This is a genomic window from Pseudomonas sp. MH9.2 (assembly GCF_034353875.1).
Classification (GTDB): domain Bacteria; phylum Pseudomonadota; class Gammaproteobacteria; order Pseudomonadales; family Pseudomonadaceae; genus Aquipseudomonas.
Genome location: NZ_CP133784.1, coordinates 2,232,826 through 2,249,484 on the forward strand (window position 1 = coordinate 2,232,826; position 16,659 = coordinate 2,249,484).

The 16,659-nt window shown below is 57.9% G+C and carries 17 protein-coding genes; 7 read left to right on the forward strand and 10 right to left on the reverse strand.

Going from position 1 to position 16,659, the window contains the following annotated elements; genetic code table 11:
* Positions 1–20: 20 nt before the first annotated feature.
* A complete protein-coding gene (locus RHM55_RS10430; RefSeq protein WP_322181761.1) occupies positions 21–767 on the forward strand; it encodes a phosphatase PAP2 family protein in 747 nt (248 codons plus the stop codon).
* Between the two features lie 119 nt (positions 768–886).
* Here RHM55_RS10430 and groL read toward each other — a convergent pair whose 3' ends face one another.
* From groL to RHM55_RS10450, 4 genes are all read right to left on the reverse strand, one after another.
* The gene (groL, locus tag RHM55_RS10435) at positions 887–2,530 is read right to left on the reverse strand and encodes a chaperonin GroEL (RefSeq protein ID WP_219062231.1); all 1,644 of its coding nucleotides are present in this window, start codon (positions 2,528–2,530) and stop codon (positions 887–889) included.
* Between the two features lie 50 nt (positions 2,531–2,580).
* Entirely contained in the window at positions 2,581–2,874 is a 294-nt protein-coding gene (locus RHM55_RS10440; RefSeq protein ID WP_322166002.1) for a co-chaperone GroES, read from the reverse strand.
* 265 nt (positions 2,875–3,139) lie between these two features.
* Positions 3,140–3,622 (reverse strand): FxsA family protein, encoded by a 483-nt coding sequence (locus RHM55_RS10445; RefSeq protein WP_322181764.1) that lies wholly within the window; start codon positions 3,620–3,622, stop codon positions 3,140–3,142.
* Between the two features lie 66 nt (positions 3,623–3,688).
* Entirely contained in the window at positions 3,689–4,420 is a 732-nt protein-coding gene (locus RHM55_RS10450; protein ID WP_322181766.1) for a HugZ family protein, read from the reverse strand.
* A gap of 144 nt (positions 4,421–4,564) precedes the next feature.
* Here RHM55_RS10450 and RHM55_RS10455 point away from each other — a divergent pair, with 144 nt between their 5' ends.
* Positions 4,565–5,323 (forward strand): SDR family oxidoreductase, encoded by a 759-nt coding sequence (locus RHM55_RS10455; RefSeq protein WP_322181768.1) that lies wholly within the window; start codon positions 4,565–4,567, stop codon positions 5,321–5,323.
* Positions 5,324–5,429: 106 nt separating this feature from the next.
* Here the strand turns inward: RHM55_RS10455 and RHM55_RS10460 are convergent, their stop codons facing one another.
* The gene (locus tag RHM55_RS10460; RefSeq protein ID WP_322181770.1) at positions 5,430–6,437 is read right to left on the reverse strand and encodes a DUF481 domain-containing protein; all 1,008 of its coding nucleotides are present in this window, start codon (positions 6,435–6,437) and stop codon (positions 5,430–5,432) included.
* Between the two features lie 135 nt (positions 6,438–6,572).
* On the opposite strand from RHM55_RS10460, the gene RHM55_RS10465 reads away from it, so the two are divergent.
* Positions 6,573–6,941 (forward strand): MGMT family protein, encoded by a 369-nt coding sequence (locus RHM55_RS10465; RefSeq protein WP_322181772.1) that lies wholly within the window; start codon positions 6,573–6,575, stop codon positions 6,939–6,941.
* Between the two features lie 42 nt (positions 6,942–6,983).
* Positions 6,984–8,543, forward strand: a complete 1,560-nt coding sequence (locus RHM55_RS10470) for an AmpG family muropeptide MFS transporter (protein WP_322181774.1) — start codon at positions 6,984–6,986, stop codon at positions 8,541–8,543.
* A 60-nt stretch (positions 8,544–8,603) separates the two neighbouring features.
* Here RHM55_RS10470 and RHM55_RS10475 read toward each other — a convergent pair whose 3' ends face one another.
* Together RHM55_RS10475 and RHM55_RS10480 are read right to left on the reverse strand one after the other, a co-directional pair.
* Positions 8,604–9,446, reverse strand: a complete 843-nt coding sequence (locus RHM55_RS10475; RefSeq protein WP_322181776.1) for a mechanosensitive ion channel family protein — start codon at positions 9,444–9,446, stop codon at positions 8,604–8,606.
* Positions 9,447–9,457: 11 nt separating this feature from the next.
* The gene (locus RHM55_RS10480) at positions 9,458–9,937 is read right to left on the reverse strand and encodes a YajQ family cyclic di-GMP-binding protein (RefSeq protein ID WP_219062239.1); all 480 of its coding nucleotides are present in this window, start codon (positions 9,935–9,937) and stop codon (positions 9,458–9,460) included.
* A 175-nt stretch (positions 9,938–10,112) separates the two neighbouring features.
* On the opposite strand from RHM55_RS10480, the gene RHM55_RS10485 reads away from it, so the two are divergent.
* The 3 genes from RHM55_RS10485 to RHM55_RS10495 all read left to right on the forward strand — a co-directional run bounded on the left by RHM55_RS10485 (position 10,113) and on the right by RHM55_RS10495 (position 13,724).
* Entirely contained in the window at positions 10,113–11,030 is a 918-nt protein-coding gene (locus RHM55_RS10485) for a putative 2-dehydropantoate 2-reductase (RefSeq protein ID WP_322181779.1), read from the forward strand.
* Between the two features lie 79 nt (positions 11,031–11,109).
* On the forward strand, positions 11,110–13,146 hold the full coding sequence (locus RHM55_RS10490) for a sensor histidine kinase (protein ID WP_322181781.1): 2,037 nt from the start codon (positions 11,110–11,112) through the stop codon (positions 13,144–13,146).
* A gap of 2 nt (positions 13,147–13,148) precedes the next feature.
* Positions 13,149–13,724 (forward strand): cob(I)yrinic acid a,c-diamide adenosyltransferase, encoded by a 576-nt coding sequence (locus RHM55_RS10495; protein ID WP_322181783.1) that lies wholly within the window; start codon positions 13,149–13,151, stop codon positions 13,722–13,724.
* An 11-nt stretch (positions 13,725–13,735) separates the two neighbouring features.
* Here RHM55_RS10495 and RHM55_RS10500 read toward each other — a convergent pair whose 3' ends face one another.
* The 3 genes from RHM55_RS10500 to argJ form a co-directional block, all read right to left on the reverse strand.
* On the reverse strand, positions 13,736–14,680 hold the full coding sequence (locus RHM55_RS10500) for a Nudix family hydrolase (RefSeq protein WP_322181785.1): 945 nt from the start codon (positions 14,678–14,680) through the stop codon (positions 13,736–13,738).
* A complete protein-coding gene (locus tag RHM55_RS10505) occupies positions 14,677–15,309 on the reverse strand; it encodes a glutathione S-transferase family protein (RefSeq protein ID WP_322181787.1) in 633 nt (210 codons plus the stop codon). Before RHM55_RS10505 ends, RHM55_RS10500 begins: the two co-directional genes overlap by 4 nt.
* 90 nt (positions 15,310–15,399) lie before the next feature.
* Positions 15,400–16,617: a bifunctional glutamate N-acetyltransferase/amino-acid acetyltransferase ArgJ gene (gene argJ / locus RHM55_RS10510; protein WP_322181789.1), complete on the reverse strand. Its 1,218-nt coding sequence runs from the start codon at positions 16,615–16,617 to the stop codon at positions 15,400–15,402.
* Positions 16,618–16,659: the final 42 nt, after the last annotated feature.

Genomic DNA, 16,659 nt, shown 5'->3' on the forward strand with positions numbered 1-16,659 from the left:
CTATGCGCTCAGGATATTTCATGCCTTCACCTTTTGCCCGCCCCTACTCTCGCCCACTCAATCTTTGGGTGTGCCTGGGTGTCCCCGCCGTTACAGCGGTCATTCTGATCTTGCTGGAACTGACCTCTCTGGACATGGATATCGCCAGGCACCTCTATGACCCGGTAGCGGGAGACTTTATCGGTCGACACAGCAATTTCCTTGAAGACGTCCTCCACAACCGCGCAAAACAGGCAGTGATTGCGTTCAGTCTTATTTCCCTGGCTGCCTTTGCCGGCGCTTTTTTTGTGCAGCGCCTGAAACCGTGGCGCCGCGAACTGGGTTGCCTGGTACTGTCCATGGCGCTGTCCACCGCCTTCGTGACACCCGTCAAAGTCGTCACCTCGGTGCAATGCCCATGGAGCCTGACTGAGTTCGGCGGCCAAGAAACCTACAGCGAGTTGCTAAGCCCTCGTCCTGCGACCGACAAACCTGGGCGCTGCTGGCCCGGCGGTCATGCTGCGACCGGCTTTACCCTGTTCGCACTGTTCTTCGCCTTGCGTGATCGCCGTCCTCGCCTGGCACGAGCCGCATTGGTATTTGCCTTCAGCCTGGGCACGATTTTCTCGATTGGTCGAATGCTGCAAGGTGCGCACTTCTTCTCTCACAACGTCTGGACAGCGGTGTTCTGCTGGCTGATTTGCCTGGGGTCGTATTACGCCGTGTTATACCGCGCTGAACCGAAGATAGTCCCGGCGAGTAAACCTCTGGTCGCCAAGGCTGGTTGATTCTGAGTCTGTGTGCGGAGCGGAACTTTAACGCTCGCCGCACAGCTCAGCCTCACCGACTACCCGCCATAAAAAAACCCCGCCGAAGCGGGGTTTTTTATGGGAGAGGTAAAGCTGGCTTACATCATGCCGCCCATACCACCCATGCCGCCCATGTCCGGCATGCCGCCGCCAGCAGCCTTGTCGTCAACCACTTCAGCGATCATCGCTTCGGTAGTGATCATCAGGCTGGCGATGGAGGACGCCGCTTGCAGAGCAGAGCGAGTCACTTTAGCTGGGTCAAGGATGCCCATTTCGATCATGTCGCCGTATTCGCCAGTAGCAGCGTTGTAACCGAAGTTACCCGAACCCTGCTTGACCTTGTCGACAACTACGCTTGGCTCGTCGCCGGAGTTGGAAACGATCTGACGCAGTGGAGCTTCTACAGCGCGACGCAGCAGAGCGATACCGACGTCCTGATCAGCGTTGTCGCCTTTCAGGCCAGCGATTGCTTGCAGGGAGCGAACCAGTGCCACGCCACCGCCAGGTACCACGCCTTCTTCAACGGCTGCACGTGTTGCGTGCAGGGCGTCTTCAACGCGGGCTTTCTTCTCTTTCATTTCAACTTCGGAACCGGCGCCGACTTTGATTACTGCAACGCCGCCGGACAACTTGGCCAGACGCTCTTGCAGTTTTTCTTTGTCGTAGTCAGACGTGGTGTCTGCTACTTGCGTACGGATCTGAGCGATACGCGAGTCGATATCGGCACGAACGCCAGCACCGTCGATGATGGTGGTGTTTTCTTTGTTCAGCACAACGCGCTTGGCATTACCCAGGTGTTCCAGGGTAGTGGTTTCCAGGCTCAGGCCGATCTCTTCGGAGATAACGGTACCGCCAGTCAGAACAGCGATGTCCTGCAGCATGGCCTTGCGACGATCACCAAAGCCAGGAGCTTTGACGGCTGCAACTTTCACGATACCGCGCATGTTGTTCACAACCAGAGTCGCCAAGGCTTCGCCTTCAACGTCTTCAGCAACGATCAACAGCGGACGGCCAGCTTTGGCCACTGCTTCCAGAACTGGCAGCATTTCGCGGATGTTGGAGATTTTTTTGTCGACCAGCAGGATCAGCGGACCGTCCAGCTCGGCAACCATGGTATCTGGCTTGTTGATGAAGTACGGGGACAGGTAGCCACGGTCGAACTGCATGCCTTCAACAACAGACAATTCGTTTTCCAAGCCAGTGCCTTCTTCAACGGTGATAACGCCGTCTTTGGTCACTTTTTCCATAGCTTCGGCAATGATGTCGCCGATGGAGCTATCGGAGTTGGCGGAGATGGTACCCACCTGAGCAATGGCCTTGGTGTCGGTGCAAGGCTTGGACAGCAGCTTGAGCTGAGCAACGATAGCGATGGTCGCTTTGTCGATGCCGCGCTTCAGGTCCATTGGGTTCATGCCGGCAGCGACGGCTTTCAGGCCTTCGTTGACGATCGATTGAGCCAGAACGGTAGCGGTGGTGGTGCCGTCGCCTGCGTCATCGTTTGCACGGGAAGCAACGTCTTTAACCAGCTGCGCGCCCATGTTTTCGAAACGGTCTTTCAGTTCGATTTCTTTTGCAACGGAGACGCCGTCTTTGGTGATCAGCGGAGCGCCAAAGCTTTTTTCGATAATGACGTTACGGCCTTTAGGCCCGAGGGTCGCTTTAACTGCGTCAGCCAGGACGTTGACACCGGTGAGCATTTTTTTACGGGCGGAGTCGCCGAATTTAACTTCTTTTGCAGCCATGATCGTTATTCCTTAAATACTGGGTAGTAACGGAAATTCGCGGGAAATACTCAGGCTTCGACGACTGCGAGAATTTCGTTCTCGCTCATCACCAGCAGGTCTTCGCCGTCTATTTTCACAGTGTTGCTGCCGGAGTAAGGGCCAAACACCACTTTGTCGCCTACTTTTACGGCCAGCGCACGCACTTCACCGTTGTCCAGCACGCGGCCGGTACCAACAGCAAGGATCTCGCCACGGTTTGGCTTTTCAGCAGCCGAACCCGGCAGAACGATACCGCCAGCAGTTTTCGATTCTTCTTCGCTGCGACGGATTACGACGCGGTCATGCAGAGGACGAAGCTTCATTGTCGATCTCCTAATTATGGTTTTGAACGTCCGGTGACTGCACCGGCGGTTTAGAACATCCGGCGTTGCCGGTTACGGTTCGACGAGCGAACCGCAGAATACGGTCTGGCGAATCCACCAGAAACCTTGCGGTGACCCTTACATAAGGGCGAGCAAGGTGATTACAAGGCTTGGCGTGTAATTTTTTTGCAGACAGATACAGCCTTTTGAAACATATGCGGCACCGGACGGTCCCGCACAGGCCGTTGCGTACAGGCTAGAACGCTTACCGATCGCGATGTTCGAACTCACCTTCGATCACGTTAGGCTGACGGTTGCCGGGGTGTGCGGCACCGGGACGCTCCGGGCCACCCGCGGCTCGTACGTCATCGGCAAACGCACGCTGGCGGATCGCTTGCTCTTCAGCGCGCTTGCGCAACGTGTTGACCAGCACCTTACGGGTGAACGGCAACAGGCAGATCAGCCCCAGTACGTCACTGATAAAACCAGGCAGCAGCAGTAACCCACCGCCGACGGCGACCATCAGACCTTCCAGCATCTGCTGGGCTGGCAGCTCGCCGCGGGCCAGGCTCTCGCGGGCACGCAGCGCCGTGGCAAAGCCTGCGATCCGGATCACGAATACGCCGAGCATGGAGCTGGCGACCACCAGCAAGAAGGTCGGCAAAAAGCCAATGGCCATACCCACCTTGACCAGAACAAACAGTTCCAGCACTGGAAACAGTAGAAAGAGCAACAGAAAAACGCGCATCAAATGAGTTCCTCAACGGAAGAATGACTTCCAATAAACCCTATGTGACGTCGCCAAATCGTGAATTCAAGCCTCTTGGGCTTCATTCGCCGGCCATTTTTCAGCATGGGCCAGCTGGACCAAGGCTTCGCGAACTTGTTTCGGAGTGTTACAGGAGTGAGCAAAAGCCAGCCAGTATAGACCCTGCCCTATGCGTAAATGCATACCTTCGCTGTCGATACCGACCATCTGTGCGGGCTGCGTCTGCGGCAGACCGGACAGCGTGACGTAATGGGCGATGGCGGTAGCGTGGTCGTTATTCATGTGTTCGACCATTGCGGTTTCCGCTGCGCCAGCAAACGGATTGGCCAGGGCGACCTCATCGAGCCAGTGAATCGCGCCAAAACCGCCGATATAACGGTATCGCACCGGGACCAGCACCCAGAAGTCAAAGTCGTGGGCACTGTGATAGCTCTGCGATTCGGGGAAATACCGGTAATAACGCTCGGCAGCCGCTTCAATGGCAGCGCTGCCGGTCAGTTTCTCGGCCTCGGCCAGCAGGGTGATACGGCCCACCGCCTGTACATCCTCAGCTCCGCGCTCTCCAACCAGCAGCGAGCACTTGGGGTCCTTTTGCAGGTTATGCGTGTGCTGGGCGATGCGGCTGATCAGGATCAGTGGCCTGCCCTGATCATCCAGGCAATAAGGCACCACAGAGCCGAACGGGAAGCCGGGCATGGATTTGGAGTGAGTGGACAGCACACCCCGGTATTCCTTGAGCAGCAATTCTCGGGCATGCTTAGCGGCATTAACGCTCATCTTATGACTCCTTATATAGAATCCGTCGAAAACGGACGGGCGCTCGGTATTTTTGCAGCGCCACCAGAGCAACTCCAAGCGCGGACTCCGCGAGTGTGGGTCATCTGGTAAGGATAACCACCGACTGTTTTATTGGGCACGCGCATGCATTTGAAAGACAAGATAATTATTATCACTGGCGGTTGCCAGGGTTTGGGCCGTTCGATGGCCGAATATCTCGCGGCCAAAGGCGCGAAGCTGGCCCTGGTGGACTTGAATCAGGAAAAGCTTGATCAAGCGGTTGCCGCTTGCAAGGCATTGGGCGTGGAAGCACGGTCTTACCTGTGCAACGTCGCTAACGAAGAACAAGTGACGCAGATGGTTGCTCAAGTTGCCGAGGACTTCGGCGCGATTCACGGCCTGATCAATAACGCAGGGATTCTTCGTGACGGCCTGCTGCTAAGGGTCAAGGACGGCGAGATGACCAAGATGTCCCTGGCGCAGTGGCAAGCGGTCATCGACGTCAATTTGACCGGCGTATTCTTGTGCACCCGTGAAGTGGCAGCAAAGATGATCGAACTGAAGAATCAGGGCGCGATCATCAATATCTCTTCGATCTCCCGCGCAGGCAATGTCGGTCAGACCAACTACTCGGCGGCCAAAGCCGGTGTCGCAGCCGCCACCGTGACCTGGGCCAAGGAACTGGCACGCTATGGCATCCGCGTCGCAGGCATTGCCCCTGGCTTCATCGAAACTGAAATGACCTTGGGCATGAAGCCTGAAGCGCTGGAAAAAATGACCTCAGGCATCCCGCTCAAGCGCATGGGCAAACCTGAAGAAATCGCCCATTCGGCAGCTTATATTCTGGAGAACGACTACTTCAGCGGTCGTATTCTGGAATTGGACGGCGGGTTGCGGATCTAGGTTCTATTGCTGATCAGGGTCGAGTCAGTCGGACGCGACCCTGATCCGTTCGCAGGGCAGGGGAATGCCTGGTTGCAAGCGCCCCTGCGATAGCCTCATCGGAGGCTTACCACGTCACCCCAAAGCCAGCCGTATAGCGGGTCTTGTCGAGATCCCCGTCGGAAGAACCGCTAATGAGGTTTTTCTCAGCCTTCAGGTTGAGCGAGGCCCATTCGGTAACTTTGTAACGCAGCCCAATCTCACTGTCCAGACTGTAATTGGCAACGCCCGTGAGTGATTTGTTCAATTCGCCATTGGTGAAAAACTCGACCCTCTTGCCAATCAAGAAACGGTTGTAATCCCACTTCATGCCCGCGGAATAGAAATTGGCTTTCTGACCGTCCGCGTATTCGTAGTCGGTGCGGTTAAGCAACGAACCCAGCGAGAATGCACCCAGCTCGTCATCCCAGAATTGATAGCCCGGACCGGTACCGATTGTACGTTGGCGGGTCAAATTTTCTATATCGTCGCGTTTGTAGGTAACACGACCATCCCAGAACCATTTTTCGGTGAAGAAACGGTCAATGGAGTACTCGGCGCTCCAGTTATCGGTACTGATGAGGCCATCCTGAGTTTCGCGGTTGTACTCGCCTTTGGCGTTATGCCGCCAATCGCCGTGACGCGCCGAAGTCTTGAAGGCGATGTTGTAATCGTCGGTGTTCTTTTCCGCACGCTGAAAATCCAGCGCGGCATCGATGCTGCCTTTCCAGACCAGATCCGTAATCACCGGTTTGGGTTTCATGATCTGCTGGATGCTGGCCAGCTCGACAGTCTTGGGCGCCTCACCATTGGCCAGCGTCACCTTGCCATCCTCGGCCGGCTGCAACGACTTGGCGATTTCGCCGGGGTACTTGTCCTGTTTGACCAGAAGCTTCTGATCACTCTCCAGGGTTTTGATCTGTTTCCAGTCCAGCGGGATCGCTCCGGCATAATCGGTCTGGAGCAACAACTTACCGCCATCGAAGACTCTAATGGTCCCCGTCAGCCGATCACCATTTTTCAACCAGACGGTATCGGCGAGTACAGGTATGGAGGTGCTGATAATAGCAATGCACAGCAAGGTTCTAGACAGCATAAGCAACGACAAGGCTCAGGTTTACAGGGGAATCGGGCATCATCTCCAGGACGACAACGAGCAACAAAAGACCCATTACGCGGGCTGTAGTTCCACAAACCCTGCCTTCAAGCGCCTTTCAACAGGAATAAACGCGTGACCGATCACCCGCCAAAACAGGACGACTCTGCTCAATTAACGCCGGCCGAAGTCCGGCGTAGAGCGCTCTACGTGACCCTCCATCAAATCCCGGAAGGCAAGGTCGTGAGCTATGGACAGCTGGCTGAATTTGCCGGACTGGGGCGTGCCGCACGCTGGGTTGGGCGCACGTTGAGCCAATTACCGCAGGGCACCTCCCTCCCCTGGCACCGGGTGCTGGGGGCGGGCGGTAAACTCAGTTTGCCGGTCGGAACCGCCTCAGGCGACGAACAACGTGCGCGTCTAAGGGCTGAAGGCGTCATCATCAAAAATAATCGAGTAGATATTCAGTGCCATGGCTGGCGCCCGATAGAGCACAGCGGTTAGAGTGCGCCCTTTGTTTTCGTAACCTGAGGCAGACTTCAGCCCATGCCCCGTAAATCCTGGCGCGCCGCGCTCGCCGCTTATGCCAGCCCCTCGACGTTAGTGCTATTGCTGCTCGGATTCGCTGCGGGCATGCCTTATATGCTCGTGTTTTCCACGCTGTCGGTCTGGCTGCGCGAAGCGGGCGTCGCACGTGAAACCATCGGTTATGCCAGCCTCATCGGCCTGGCTTATGCCTTCAAGTGGGTCTGGTCACCCCTATTGGACCAATGGCGCCTGCCTTTTCTTGGCAAACTTGGCCGCCGACGATCATGGCTGGTGTTGTCTCAATCCCTGATAGTGCTTGGCTTGATCGGCATGGGTTTTTGCGACCCACAAAAACACCTGTCCTGGCTGATTGCTATTGCCGTGCTGGTTGCGTTCTCGTCTGCGACGCAAGACATCGCCATCGACGCCTATCGTCTGGAAATCGCTGAAGACAGCCGCCAGGCCGCCCTGGCAGCGAGCTACATGTCCGGGTACCGCGTTGCGGCTCTGCTTTCCACTGCGGGGGCGCTGTATTTTGCCGAAGGCTTCGGCTCGACTGGCTTCAGCTACAAACATTCGGCGTGGGCGGGCACTTACATTCTGTTCGGCCTTTTGATGCTGCCCGCACTGGTCACCACGATGGTCATGCGAGAGCCACCGGTACCGTTGCGCACCCAGCTGTCCGCAGCGCGCTATGGATTCAACCACCAGTTGGCGTCAGTCTTTGTGCTGATCATCTTGCTGGTTTCAGTACCCGCGATGTTCACCCAGCTGTACTACACGGACTTTGCCAGCGTGCTGTTCAACGGCACCAGCTGGGTCACTCTGCTGCTCGAAGACCGAGCGTTTCTACGCGCCATCCTGTACATCACACTGACCACCCTGTGCCTGTCATCCTTTGGTCGACGCGGGCTTGCACCCGTCCTGACTCCCGTTAACGACTTCATCAGGCGCTATCGCTGGCAGGCTTTTCTGCTGTTAGGTCTGATCGCAACCTATCGAATGTCAGACACGGTCATGGGTGTCATGGCTAACGTATTTTATATCGACCTGGGCTTCACCAAGGACCAGATTGCCAGCGTCAGCAAGCTCTTCGGCCTGGTCATGACCCTGTTGGGCGCGGGCTTTGGTGGGTTGTTGATCGTTCGTTTCGGCATTCTGCCGATCCTGTTCATCGGCGGCTTTGCCTCAGCGGCCACTAATCTGCTGTTTTTAATGCTCGCAGACATGGGCCCGAACCTGCGGATGCTCATAGTGACCATCTCCCTGGACAACTTCAGCGCAGGGATGGCTACGTCTGCTTTCGTCGCCTATCTGTCGAGCCTGACCAACCTCAAGTTCTCGGCGACACAATACGCGCTACTCAGCTCGATCATGCTCTTGTTGCCGCGCCTGATAGGTGGCTATTCCGGGGTAATGGTAGAAAGGTTTGGCTACCACACCTTCTTCCTGATCACCGCCGTGCTCGGGTTACCAACCCTGGTGATGATCGCCCTGCAATGGGCTCAGGAGGCACGACGGGCCAAAGCGGTGCAGGTGCCGGAAGCGATTGAAACATCGGTCAGCGAACAGCCTTAGGTTGCGCGGCAAGCAAAAAGCCCCGACTCGCGGGGCTTTTTGTTTTTCAGCAGAGCCGGCTTATTGTGCGGCCGACTCCTGCACCACGCGAACCATCCGCTGTGGCGCAGGGATATTGATGTTGGCGGCCTTCAAACGATCCCGCGCTTCAATATTGAAATAAGCGACGACATCGGCATAGTCGCCGGTCTTGGTCCATGCACGCAGCGACAGGGTAATAGCATTCTCGCCCAACGTCGTGACCACCGCCTGAGGCGCCGGATCCTGCAGCACGCGAGGATCCTGAGCCATCTCCAGCAACACCTGCAGGGCTTGCCGCAGATCAGCGTCATGCTCCACACCAATGTCAAAGACCACCTTGCGAGTTGGCTGACGGTTGGTGTTGGTGATGATGCCATTGGACAGGATGCCGTTAGGCACGATCACGGTCTTGTTATCACCCGTGCGCAGAACCGTATGGAAGATCAGGATGTTGTCGACCGTGCCGCTGATGTTTTGGGCTTCGATCCAATCACCAATGCGGAACGGGCGAAACAGCAAAATCAGCACACCGCCAGCGAAGTTCGCCAGACTGCCCTGCAACGCCAGACCGATGGCCAGACCCGCAGCACCGATGGCGGCCACGAACGAGGTCGTTTCGACACCGATCATCGACGCGACGCTGACGATCAGCAGCACTTTGAGGACGATGTTGGCCAGGTTGCTGATAAATCCCTGTAACGCCAGGTCGGCATTGCGCAACGCCAGTAGCCCACCCAGTTTGCGCGTCACTTTGTTGATCAGCCACCAGCCGATACCCAGAGTAACCACGGCCAGCAACACTCGGCTGCCATACTGCAGAAACATGGGAACCCAAGACTGGGATACCTTTACCAAATGATCAACTTCAGCATTCAAATCCATTGAGGTCACCTTTAGTCGCGAAAGTTGTTGAACTGCAGGGGCATGCCGAACTCATGACCCCGCAGTACCGCCATCGCTTCTTGCAAATCATCACGTTTCTTGCCGGTCACACGGACTTGCTCGCCCTGAATAGCGGCCTGCACCTTAAGCTTGGCGTCTTTGATATGAGCGACGATTTTCTTCGCCATCTCTTTATCAATGCCTTCCTTGAGGGTGGCTTCCTGCTTCATCAATTTGCCGGACGCATAAGCATCCTTGAGCTCAAGGCATTGCACATCAATCTTGCGCTTGACCAGGCACAGCTTGAGGATTTCGACCATCGCCTCTAGCTGAAAATCTGCCTCGGCGGTGAGGTTCACGGTCAACTCCTTGAACTCGAATGTGCCTTTGCCTTTAAGGTCGTACCGACGATCCAGCTCTTTGATGGCATTGTCGACGGCGTTAGTGACTTCGTGTTTATCCAGTTCGGACACTACGTCGAACGAGGGCATGTAATTTCTCCAGATAAACGGCGCGGCTCGATATGAAGATGGAGCACGCCTGACTTGACGGTATGAATGCGCCGTCATTATAACGAGACTTTCCCCACCGTCGCTGCGAGCCTGCCATGTTGAATTCCAATTCCTTCATTCAACACCCCGTCATGCCTTCGCCAGTGAATGGCTGATGGCTGTTATCTGGCACGTTTTGGGCGTCGGCAGCCTCGGCAGCCTGTGGGCGACCCGCCTGGCGCGCGCCGGATTACCGGTACGCCTGATTTTGCGCGACCCAACGCGTCTGACGGCCTACAAGGCCGCCGGCGGTCTGACCCTGGTCGAGCAAGGCCACGGCCACACCTTGGCCATCCCCGCGCAAACATTCGACGCCGCCGAACCCATTGAACGCCTGCTGGTAGCGTGCAAAGCCTATGACGCCGAAGCCGCCGTCGCTCGTCTGGCTCCGCGATTGAGCGCCAATGCTGAACTGATCCTGTTGCAAAATGGCCTCGGCAGTCAGGATGCGGTCGCGGCAAAGGTGCCCCATGCCCGCTGTATATTTGCATCGAGTACCGAGGGTGCTTTTCGTGACGGCGACTGGCGTGTGGTATTTGCCGGCCACGGCTACACCTGGCTCGGCGATGCCAAGGACCCGACGCCGCCCACATGGCTGAACGAGCTACAGGCCAGCGGCATCCCTCATGAGTGGACCCCGGACATCCTCACCCGGCTCTGGCGCAAGCTGGCGCTGAACTGCGCGATCAACCCACTGACCGTACTCCATGACTGCCGCAACGGCGGGCTGGCAACCCACCACTGCGAAGTCGCGACACTGTGCGCTGAATTGACCGAACTGCTCGGTTGCTGCGGCCAGCCCGCGGCAGCCGAGGACTTGCACAGCGAGGTCGAGCGGGTGATTCAGGCGACGGCAGCCAACTATTCGTCGATGTATCAGGACGTCGCCCACGGCCGCCGCACCGAAATCAGCTATCTGTTGGGCCACGCCTGCGCGGTAGCGGCGCGTCATCAGTGCTCGCTGCCGCACCTGACTCAGCTGCAAGCGCGACTGATCGCCCATTTGCAGTCACGCGGGTTGCGCACCGACTAGATTACGGCGCGGCCAATATTGCTCAGTGCCTGAACCCCGCGTTACCCTGCGGGTTCATCAATCGCCTGTGATTTGCCCGATGCCATTGCGCCAGCGCCTAGAAAACCTACCGGTAGGACAGAAGCTTCTGGCCGCCTTGCTGGTCTTGTTGACCACGGTATTGTTGGTGGCCAACCTGACCTTCATCAGCGCCGCCTATTACATCTCCCAAGAAAGCATGGCCCCACAAGCCTTGCAGACCATTGGCCGACTGCTCAGCAACCCCGGTCTCAGCCAGGACGCGTTAACGTCGGAAAGCAACGCCAAAGCTTTGCTCAAGGAGCTCAAGAGCTATAGCTCATTGCGTGCGGCAGCACTGTACGACAACAACGGTGAGCGTCTGGCGCAGGTACAGCAGGGCGAAAAACTCAACTTGCCCGAACGCTACAAGAACATAGAAGGTTGGCGCCTGACCGAGTTTCGCAGCACTCAACTGATTCCCATCCCCAAAGCAGGAGAAGCTCCAGGCTACCTATTGCTGGTGGCCAGCAGTGAGCTGCCGATGGCGTTTTACACCGGCACGCTCACCGCCAGCCTGGGGATTCTGGTATTCAGCGTATTGCTGTGGCTGATCATCGCCCGGCAGATTCGGCGCCTGATCACCGAGCCGATCTACCAGCTCGAACAGCTGTCGCGCCAGGTGACCCGCGAGGAAAACTACGCACTGCGTGCCAAACGAGGCAACGACGATGAAATCGGCAGCCTGGCGGAAGCCTTCAACACCATGCTTTCGCGTATTGAAGCCCGGGAGCAGCAACTCAAACGTGCGCGGGACGACTCTCAAGACGCCTACGACCAAGCACAGGGCCTGGCAGAAGAAACCCGCCACACCAACCGCAAACTCGAACTCGAAGTGCAGGTGCGCAGCAAGATCGAGAAGAAACTCACCGGCTTCCAGAACTACCTCAACAGCATCATCGACTCGATGCCGTCAGCGCTGATCGCGCTGGACGAACAGCTGTATGTCACGCAATGGAACCAAGAGGCCAGCGCCCTCTCCGGCACACCTCTGGATGAAGCCCTCAATCAGCCGATTTTCCTCGCCTTTGAGCCAATGAAAGCTTTCCTGCCGAAGATCAAACACACGGTCGAGCGACACACGGTCACCAAGATCGAGCGGGTCACCTGGATCAAAGATGAAGTCCCTCACCACTATGCACTGACCTTTTATCCGCTGACAGGCGGCGCAGGCCGTGGCGTGGTGATCCGCATCGATGACATCACCCAGCGGCTGTCGCTGGAGGACATGATGGTGCAGTCGGAGAAGATGCTGTCGGTCGGCGGGCTTGCGGCCGGCATGGCGCATGAAATCAACAACCCCCTAGGCGCAATCCTGCACAACGTGCAGAACATTCGCAGACGCCTGTCGCCGGATCTGCCGAAAAACATCGAGCAGGCCGAACAAAACGGCATTGATCTGGCGCAGGTCAATCGATACCTGGAAAGCCGTGAAGTGCCTAAATTACTCGAAGGCATCCAGCAGGCCGGCGCCCGCGCCGCCAAAATCGTCAGCCACATGCTCAGTTTCAGCCGACTCAGCAACCGACAGATGGCGCCCTGCGACTTGCCCGCCTTGATCGATCAGGCCGTAGAAATCGCCAGTAACGACTTCGACCTGACCATCGGCTTCGACTTCAAGGGCCAGGCCATCATTCGCCAGTTCGACCCCAACCTGGGCCCCGTACCCGGTACGGCTAACGAGCTGGAGCAGGTGCTGCTCAATTTGCTGAAGAACGCCGCGCAGGCCATCCATCAACGTGCAAATGATAGTGAACCGGGACGCATCATCCTGCGTACCCGCCTAAACCCGCCTTGGGCCGAGATCCAGGTCGAAGACAATGGCATCGGGATGTCTGAGAACGTACGAAAACGCACCTTCGAGCCGTTTTTCACCACCAAGGAAATCGGTCAAGGCACAGGGCTCGGTCTGTCCGTGTCGTACTTCATTATCACCAACAACCACAAAGGCCAGATGGAAGTGCAATCGACCCCAGGCCAAGGCACTTGCTTCACCCTGCGCCTGCCGCTGGCCGGCAGCGCAATCAACGTTCAGGAACAGTCCCTTTCGGAGTTATAACCATGGGCTTTCGCCTGTCGAAAATTTACACACGTACGGGCGACAAAGGCGAAACCGGCCTTGGTGATGGCCGCCGCGTACCCAAGGACCACCCGCGTATCGAGGCCATTGGCGAGGTCGACACATTGAACAGCCAAGTGGGCGTATTGCTCGCAGGGTTGGCGGAGCAGGTCGAGCATTATCCGGGCTTGAGCGAGCTGATCGAGGTACTGACGCCTTGCCAGCATCGGTTGTTCGATCTGGGTGGCGAGTTGGCGATGCCTGCGTATCAAGCGCTCGACAACGCTGAAATCGAGCGCCTGGAGGCAGCCATCGATCTATGGAACGAGACGCTGGGTCCGCTGGAAAACTTCATTCTGCCGGGCGGTTCAGCATTGATCGCGCAGGCCCACGTATGTCGCAGCCTGGCCCGCAGCGCCGAACGCCGTTGCCAACACCTGAATGCCCTCGAACCACTGGCAGGGGTTGGCCTGGCCTACATCAACCGACTGTCGGACCTGCTGTTCGTGGCGGCGCGTTTGATTGCCAAGCGTCAGGGCATTGCCGAGATTCTTTGGCAGGCGGCGCCAAAACCGTAGGGGCGAGGCGGTCAGACCTCTGGCCAAAACGCCCGAATCCCTGCCACGCCCTGCGCGCCGCTTTCCCAGGCGCGCTGACGATCATCGACACCGACACCGCCTAGCAAAAACACGGGCTTGCTGAAGCCGGCGATCAACTGCGTCGCCTGCTCCCACCCCATCGGCAGCGCGTCTGGATGGGTTTGCGTAGCTTGCACCGGAGACAACGTGACGAAATCCACCCCCATCTGCTCGGCCAGCGCCAATTCCTCAGCGTTGTGACAGGACGCCGCTAGCCAGCGTGCAGCAGGGAACGGTCGGCCTGCGCTGGCGAGTTTGCGCAACTGCGCCGCCGTCAGGTGCCACCCAGCAGCCGGGAAGTCACCCAGCCACTCCAGCGGCCCTTTGAGCATCAACTGCGCCTTGCCTGCGCAGAGTCCAACGGCATCCACCGCCAAGTCGCGATATTTCGGGTCGTACCCGTTCGGCGAGCGCAGCTGTACCAGCTTGATTCCTCCGGCTATCGCCTTCTGCAAACCGCGCAGCAATTCTGGCGTTTCCAGCCCCTCGGGGGTAATCAGGTACTCGCCAGGCAAGCGTGCTGCCGCGACGATAGGCTGATTCGCCGCCGGAAAGTCATAGTCCACCAGCTCGCGCGCAGACGCCCACGCCAATGGCTGGCCTTCGGCGCCATGCGGCTCACCGATGAATGCCGATACTTCCCAGACATCCAGCAACACCTGCTTGTCCGGGTAGTCGTGCTGAACCTTGATCAACGGACGAGCGGTGACAACCACGATACCCAGCTCTTCCAGCAGCTCGCGTGCCAGCGCGACCTCGACCGTTTCACCGGTCTCGACCTTACCGCCGGGAAACTCCCACAAACCGCCCTGATGCTGAGTATCGGCACGTCGTGCGATAAGGATCTTGCCGTCGTTACCACGGATCACTGCCGCTGCTACATGAACTCGTTTCACCGCACCACTTCCTCTAAACCTGCTTTCTGCCAGCGCTGAAAAGCAGGCCACTGGTAAATTGTTTCAACATACGCCTGCGCCTCTGCGGGCAATGCCACACGATAGGTCCGCAGGCGCACTGCAACCGGAGCGAAAAACGCATCCGCCGCGCTCAGCTTACCAAACAGATAAGGACCACTCTCAACGGCCGCGGCACGACACTCAGCCCACAACGCAACGATACGATCGATGTCGGCCTGAGCGTCGGCAGGGATCACGTCCAGCGCCGCATCACGCCGAAGGTCGAACCCCATGTGCGTGCGCAAACCCATGAACCCGCTGTGCATCTGCGCGCAGGCTGAGCGCGCCTGGGCCCGGGCAGCGATATCCTGCGGCCAGAGTCCCGCCTCGGGAAAACGCTCGGCCAGGTACTCAATAATCGCCAAAGAGTCAGCAATGGTCCCGTGTTCGGTTTTCAGGAGAGGAACTTTGCCGGTTGGCGAATGCTCAAGCGCCCGTTGCCGACTGTCTGGCTGATTCAGCCAAATCACTTTCTCGGTATAGGGCACGCCGATCATATCCAGCGCCAGCGCAGGACGCAGCGACCAGGAAGAAAAGCGTTTGTCGCCGATAATCAGGTGCAAGCTCATGTTCGGGACTCTCCAGGAGGGCGGATCGATCACCTCAGGTGGGAGCAAATACATTCGCGCCCACCTGTTCAGCTAAAATGCGCGTCCAGATTACGTACGATATTCCGCGTTGATCTTCACGTACTCGTGCGACAGGTCGGTGGTCCAGATAGTTTCGCGGCATTCACCACGGCCCAGCTCGATGCGGATGGTGATTTCAGCTTCGGCCATGACCGCCGAGCCCTGAGCTTCGGTGTAGGTGGTTGCACGGCAGCCCTGGCTGGCGATGCACACAGCACCGAGGAAGACGTCGATCTTGCTGACGTCCAGATCCGGCACACCGGCGCGGCCCACCGCAGCAAGGATCCGGCCCCAGTTGGGATCGGAGGCGAACAACGCGGTTTTGATCAACGGTGAGTGCGCCACGGCGTAAGCCACGTCCAGACATTCCTGATGATTGCCGCCGCCATTCACTTCAACTGTGACGAACTTGGTTGCGCCCTCGCCATCACGGACGATGGCCTGAGCCACGTCCATGCATACTTCGAACACCGCTTGTTTAAGCGCGGCGAACAATGGACCTTTAGCCTCAGTGATCTCCGGTAATGCGGCCTTGCCCGTCGCGATCAGCATGCAGCAGTCGTTGGTCGAGGTATCGCCGTCGATGGTGATGCGATTGAACGACTTGTTGGCCCCGTCACGCAGCAGGTCCTGCAACACACTCTGCGCGACCTTGGCGTCAGTAGCGATGTAGCCGAGCATGGTCGCCATGTTCGGACGAATCATCCCTGCGCCCTTGCTGATCCCCGTCACGGTGATGGTCACGCCTTCATGCTGAAACTGACGGCTCGCCCCCTTGGGCAAAGTGTCAGTGGTCATGATCCCGGTTGCCGCGGCGGCCCAGTTATCCACAGACAGATCGTCCAGGGCGGCTTGCAGCGCGCCTTCGATTTTCTCCACGGGCAATGGCTCGCCAATCACCCCGGTGGAGTAAGGCAGCACCGCATTGGCGTCGACACCCGCCAGCTCCGCGAGCTTGGCGCAGGTACGCGCGGCGGCTGCTAGCCCCGGCGTACCGGTGCCCGCGTTGGCATTACCGGTGTTGGTCAGCAAATAACGCACAGGGCCTTGTACACGCTGCTTGGCCAGAATCACCGGCGCGGCGCAGAACGCGTTCAGCGTGAACACGCCCGCCACACTGGAACCTTCAGCGCAGCGCATGACCACCACGTCTTTGCGCCCTGGGCGCTTGATTCCGGCAGAGGCAATGCCAAGTTCAAAACCAGGAACCGGGTGCAACGTCGGCAAAGGACCAAGACCAACAGCCATGAAGTGCGCTCCTTGAAAGCTATCTGCGCCGCCCGCATCGGT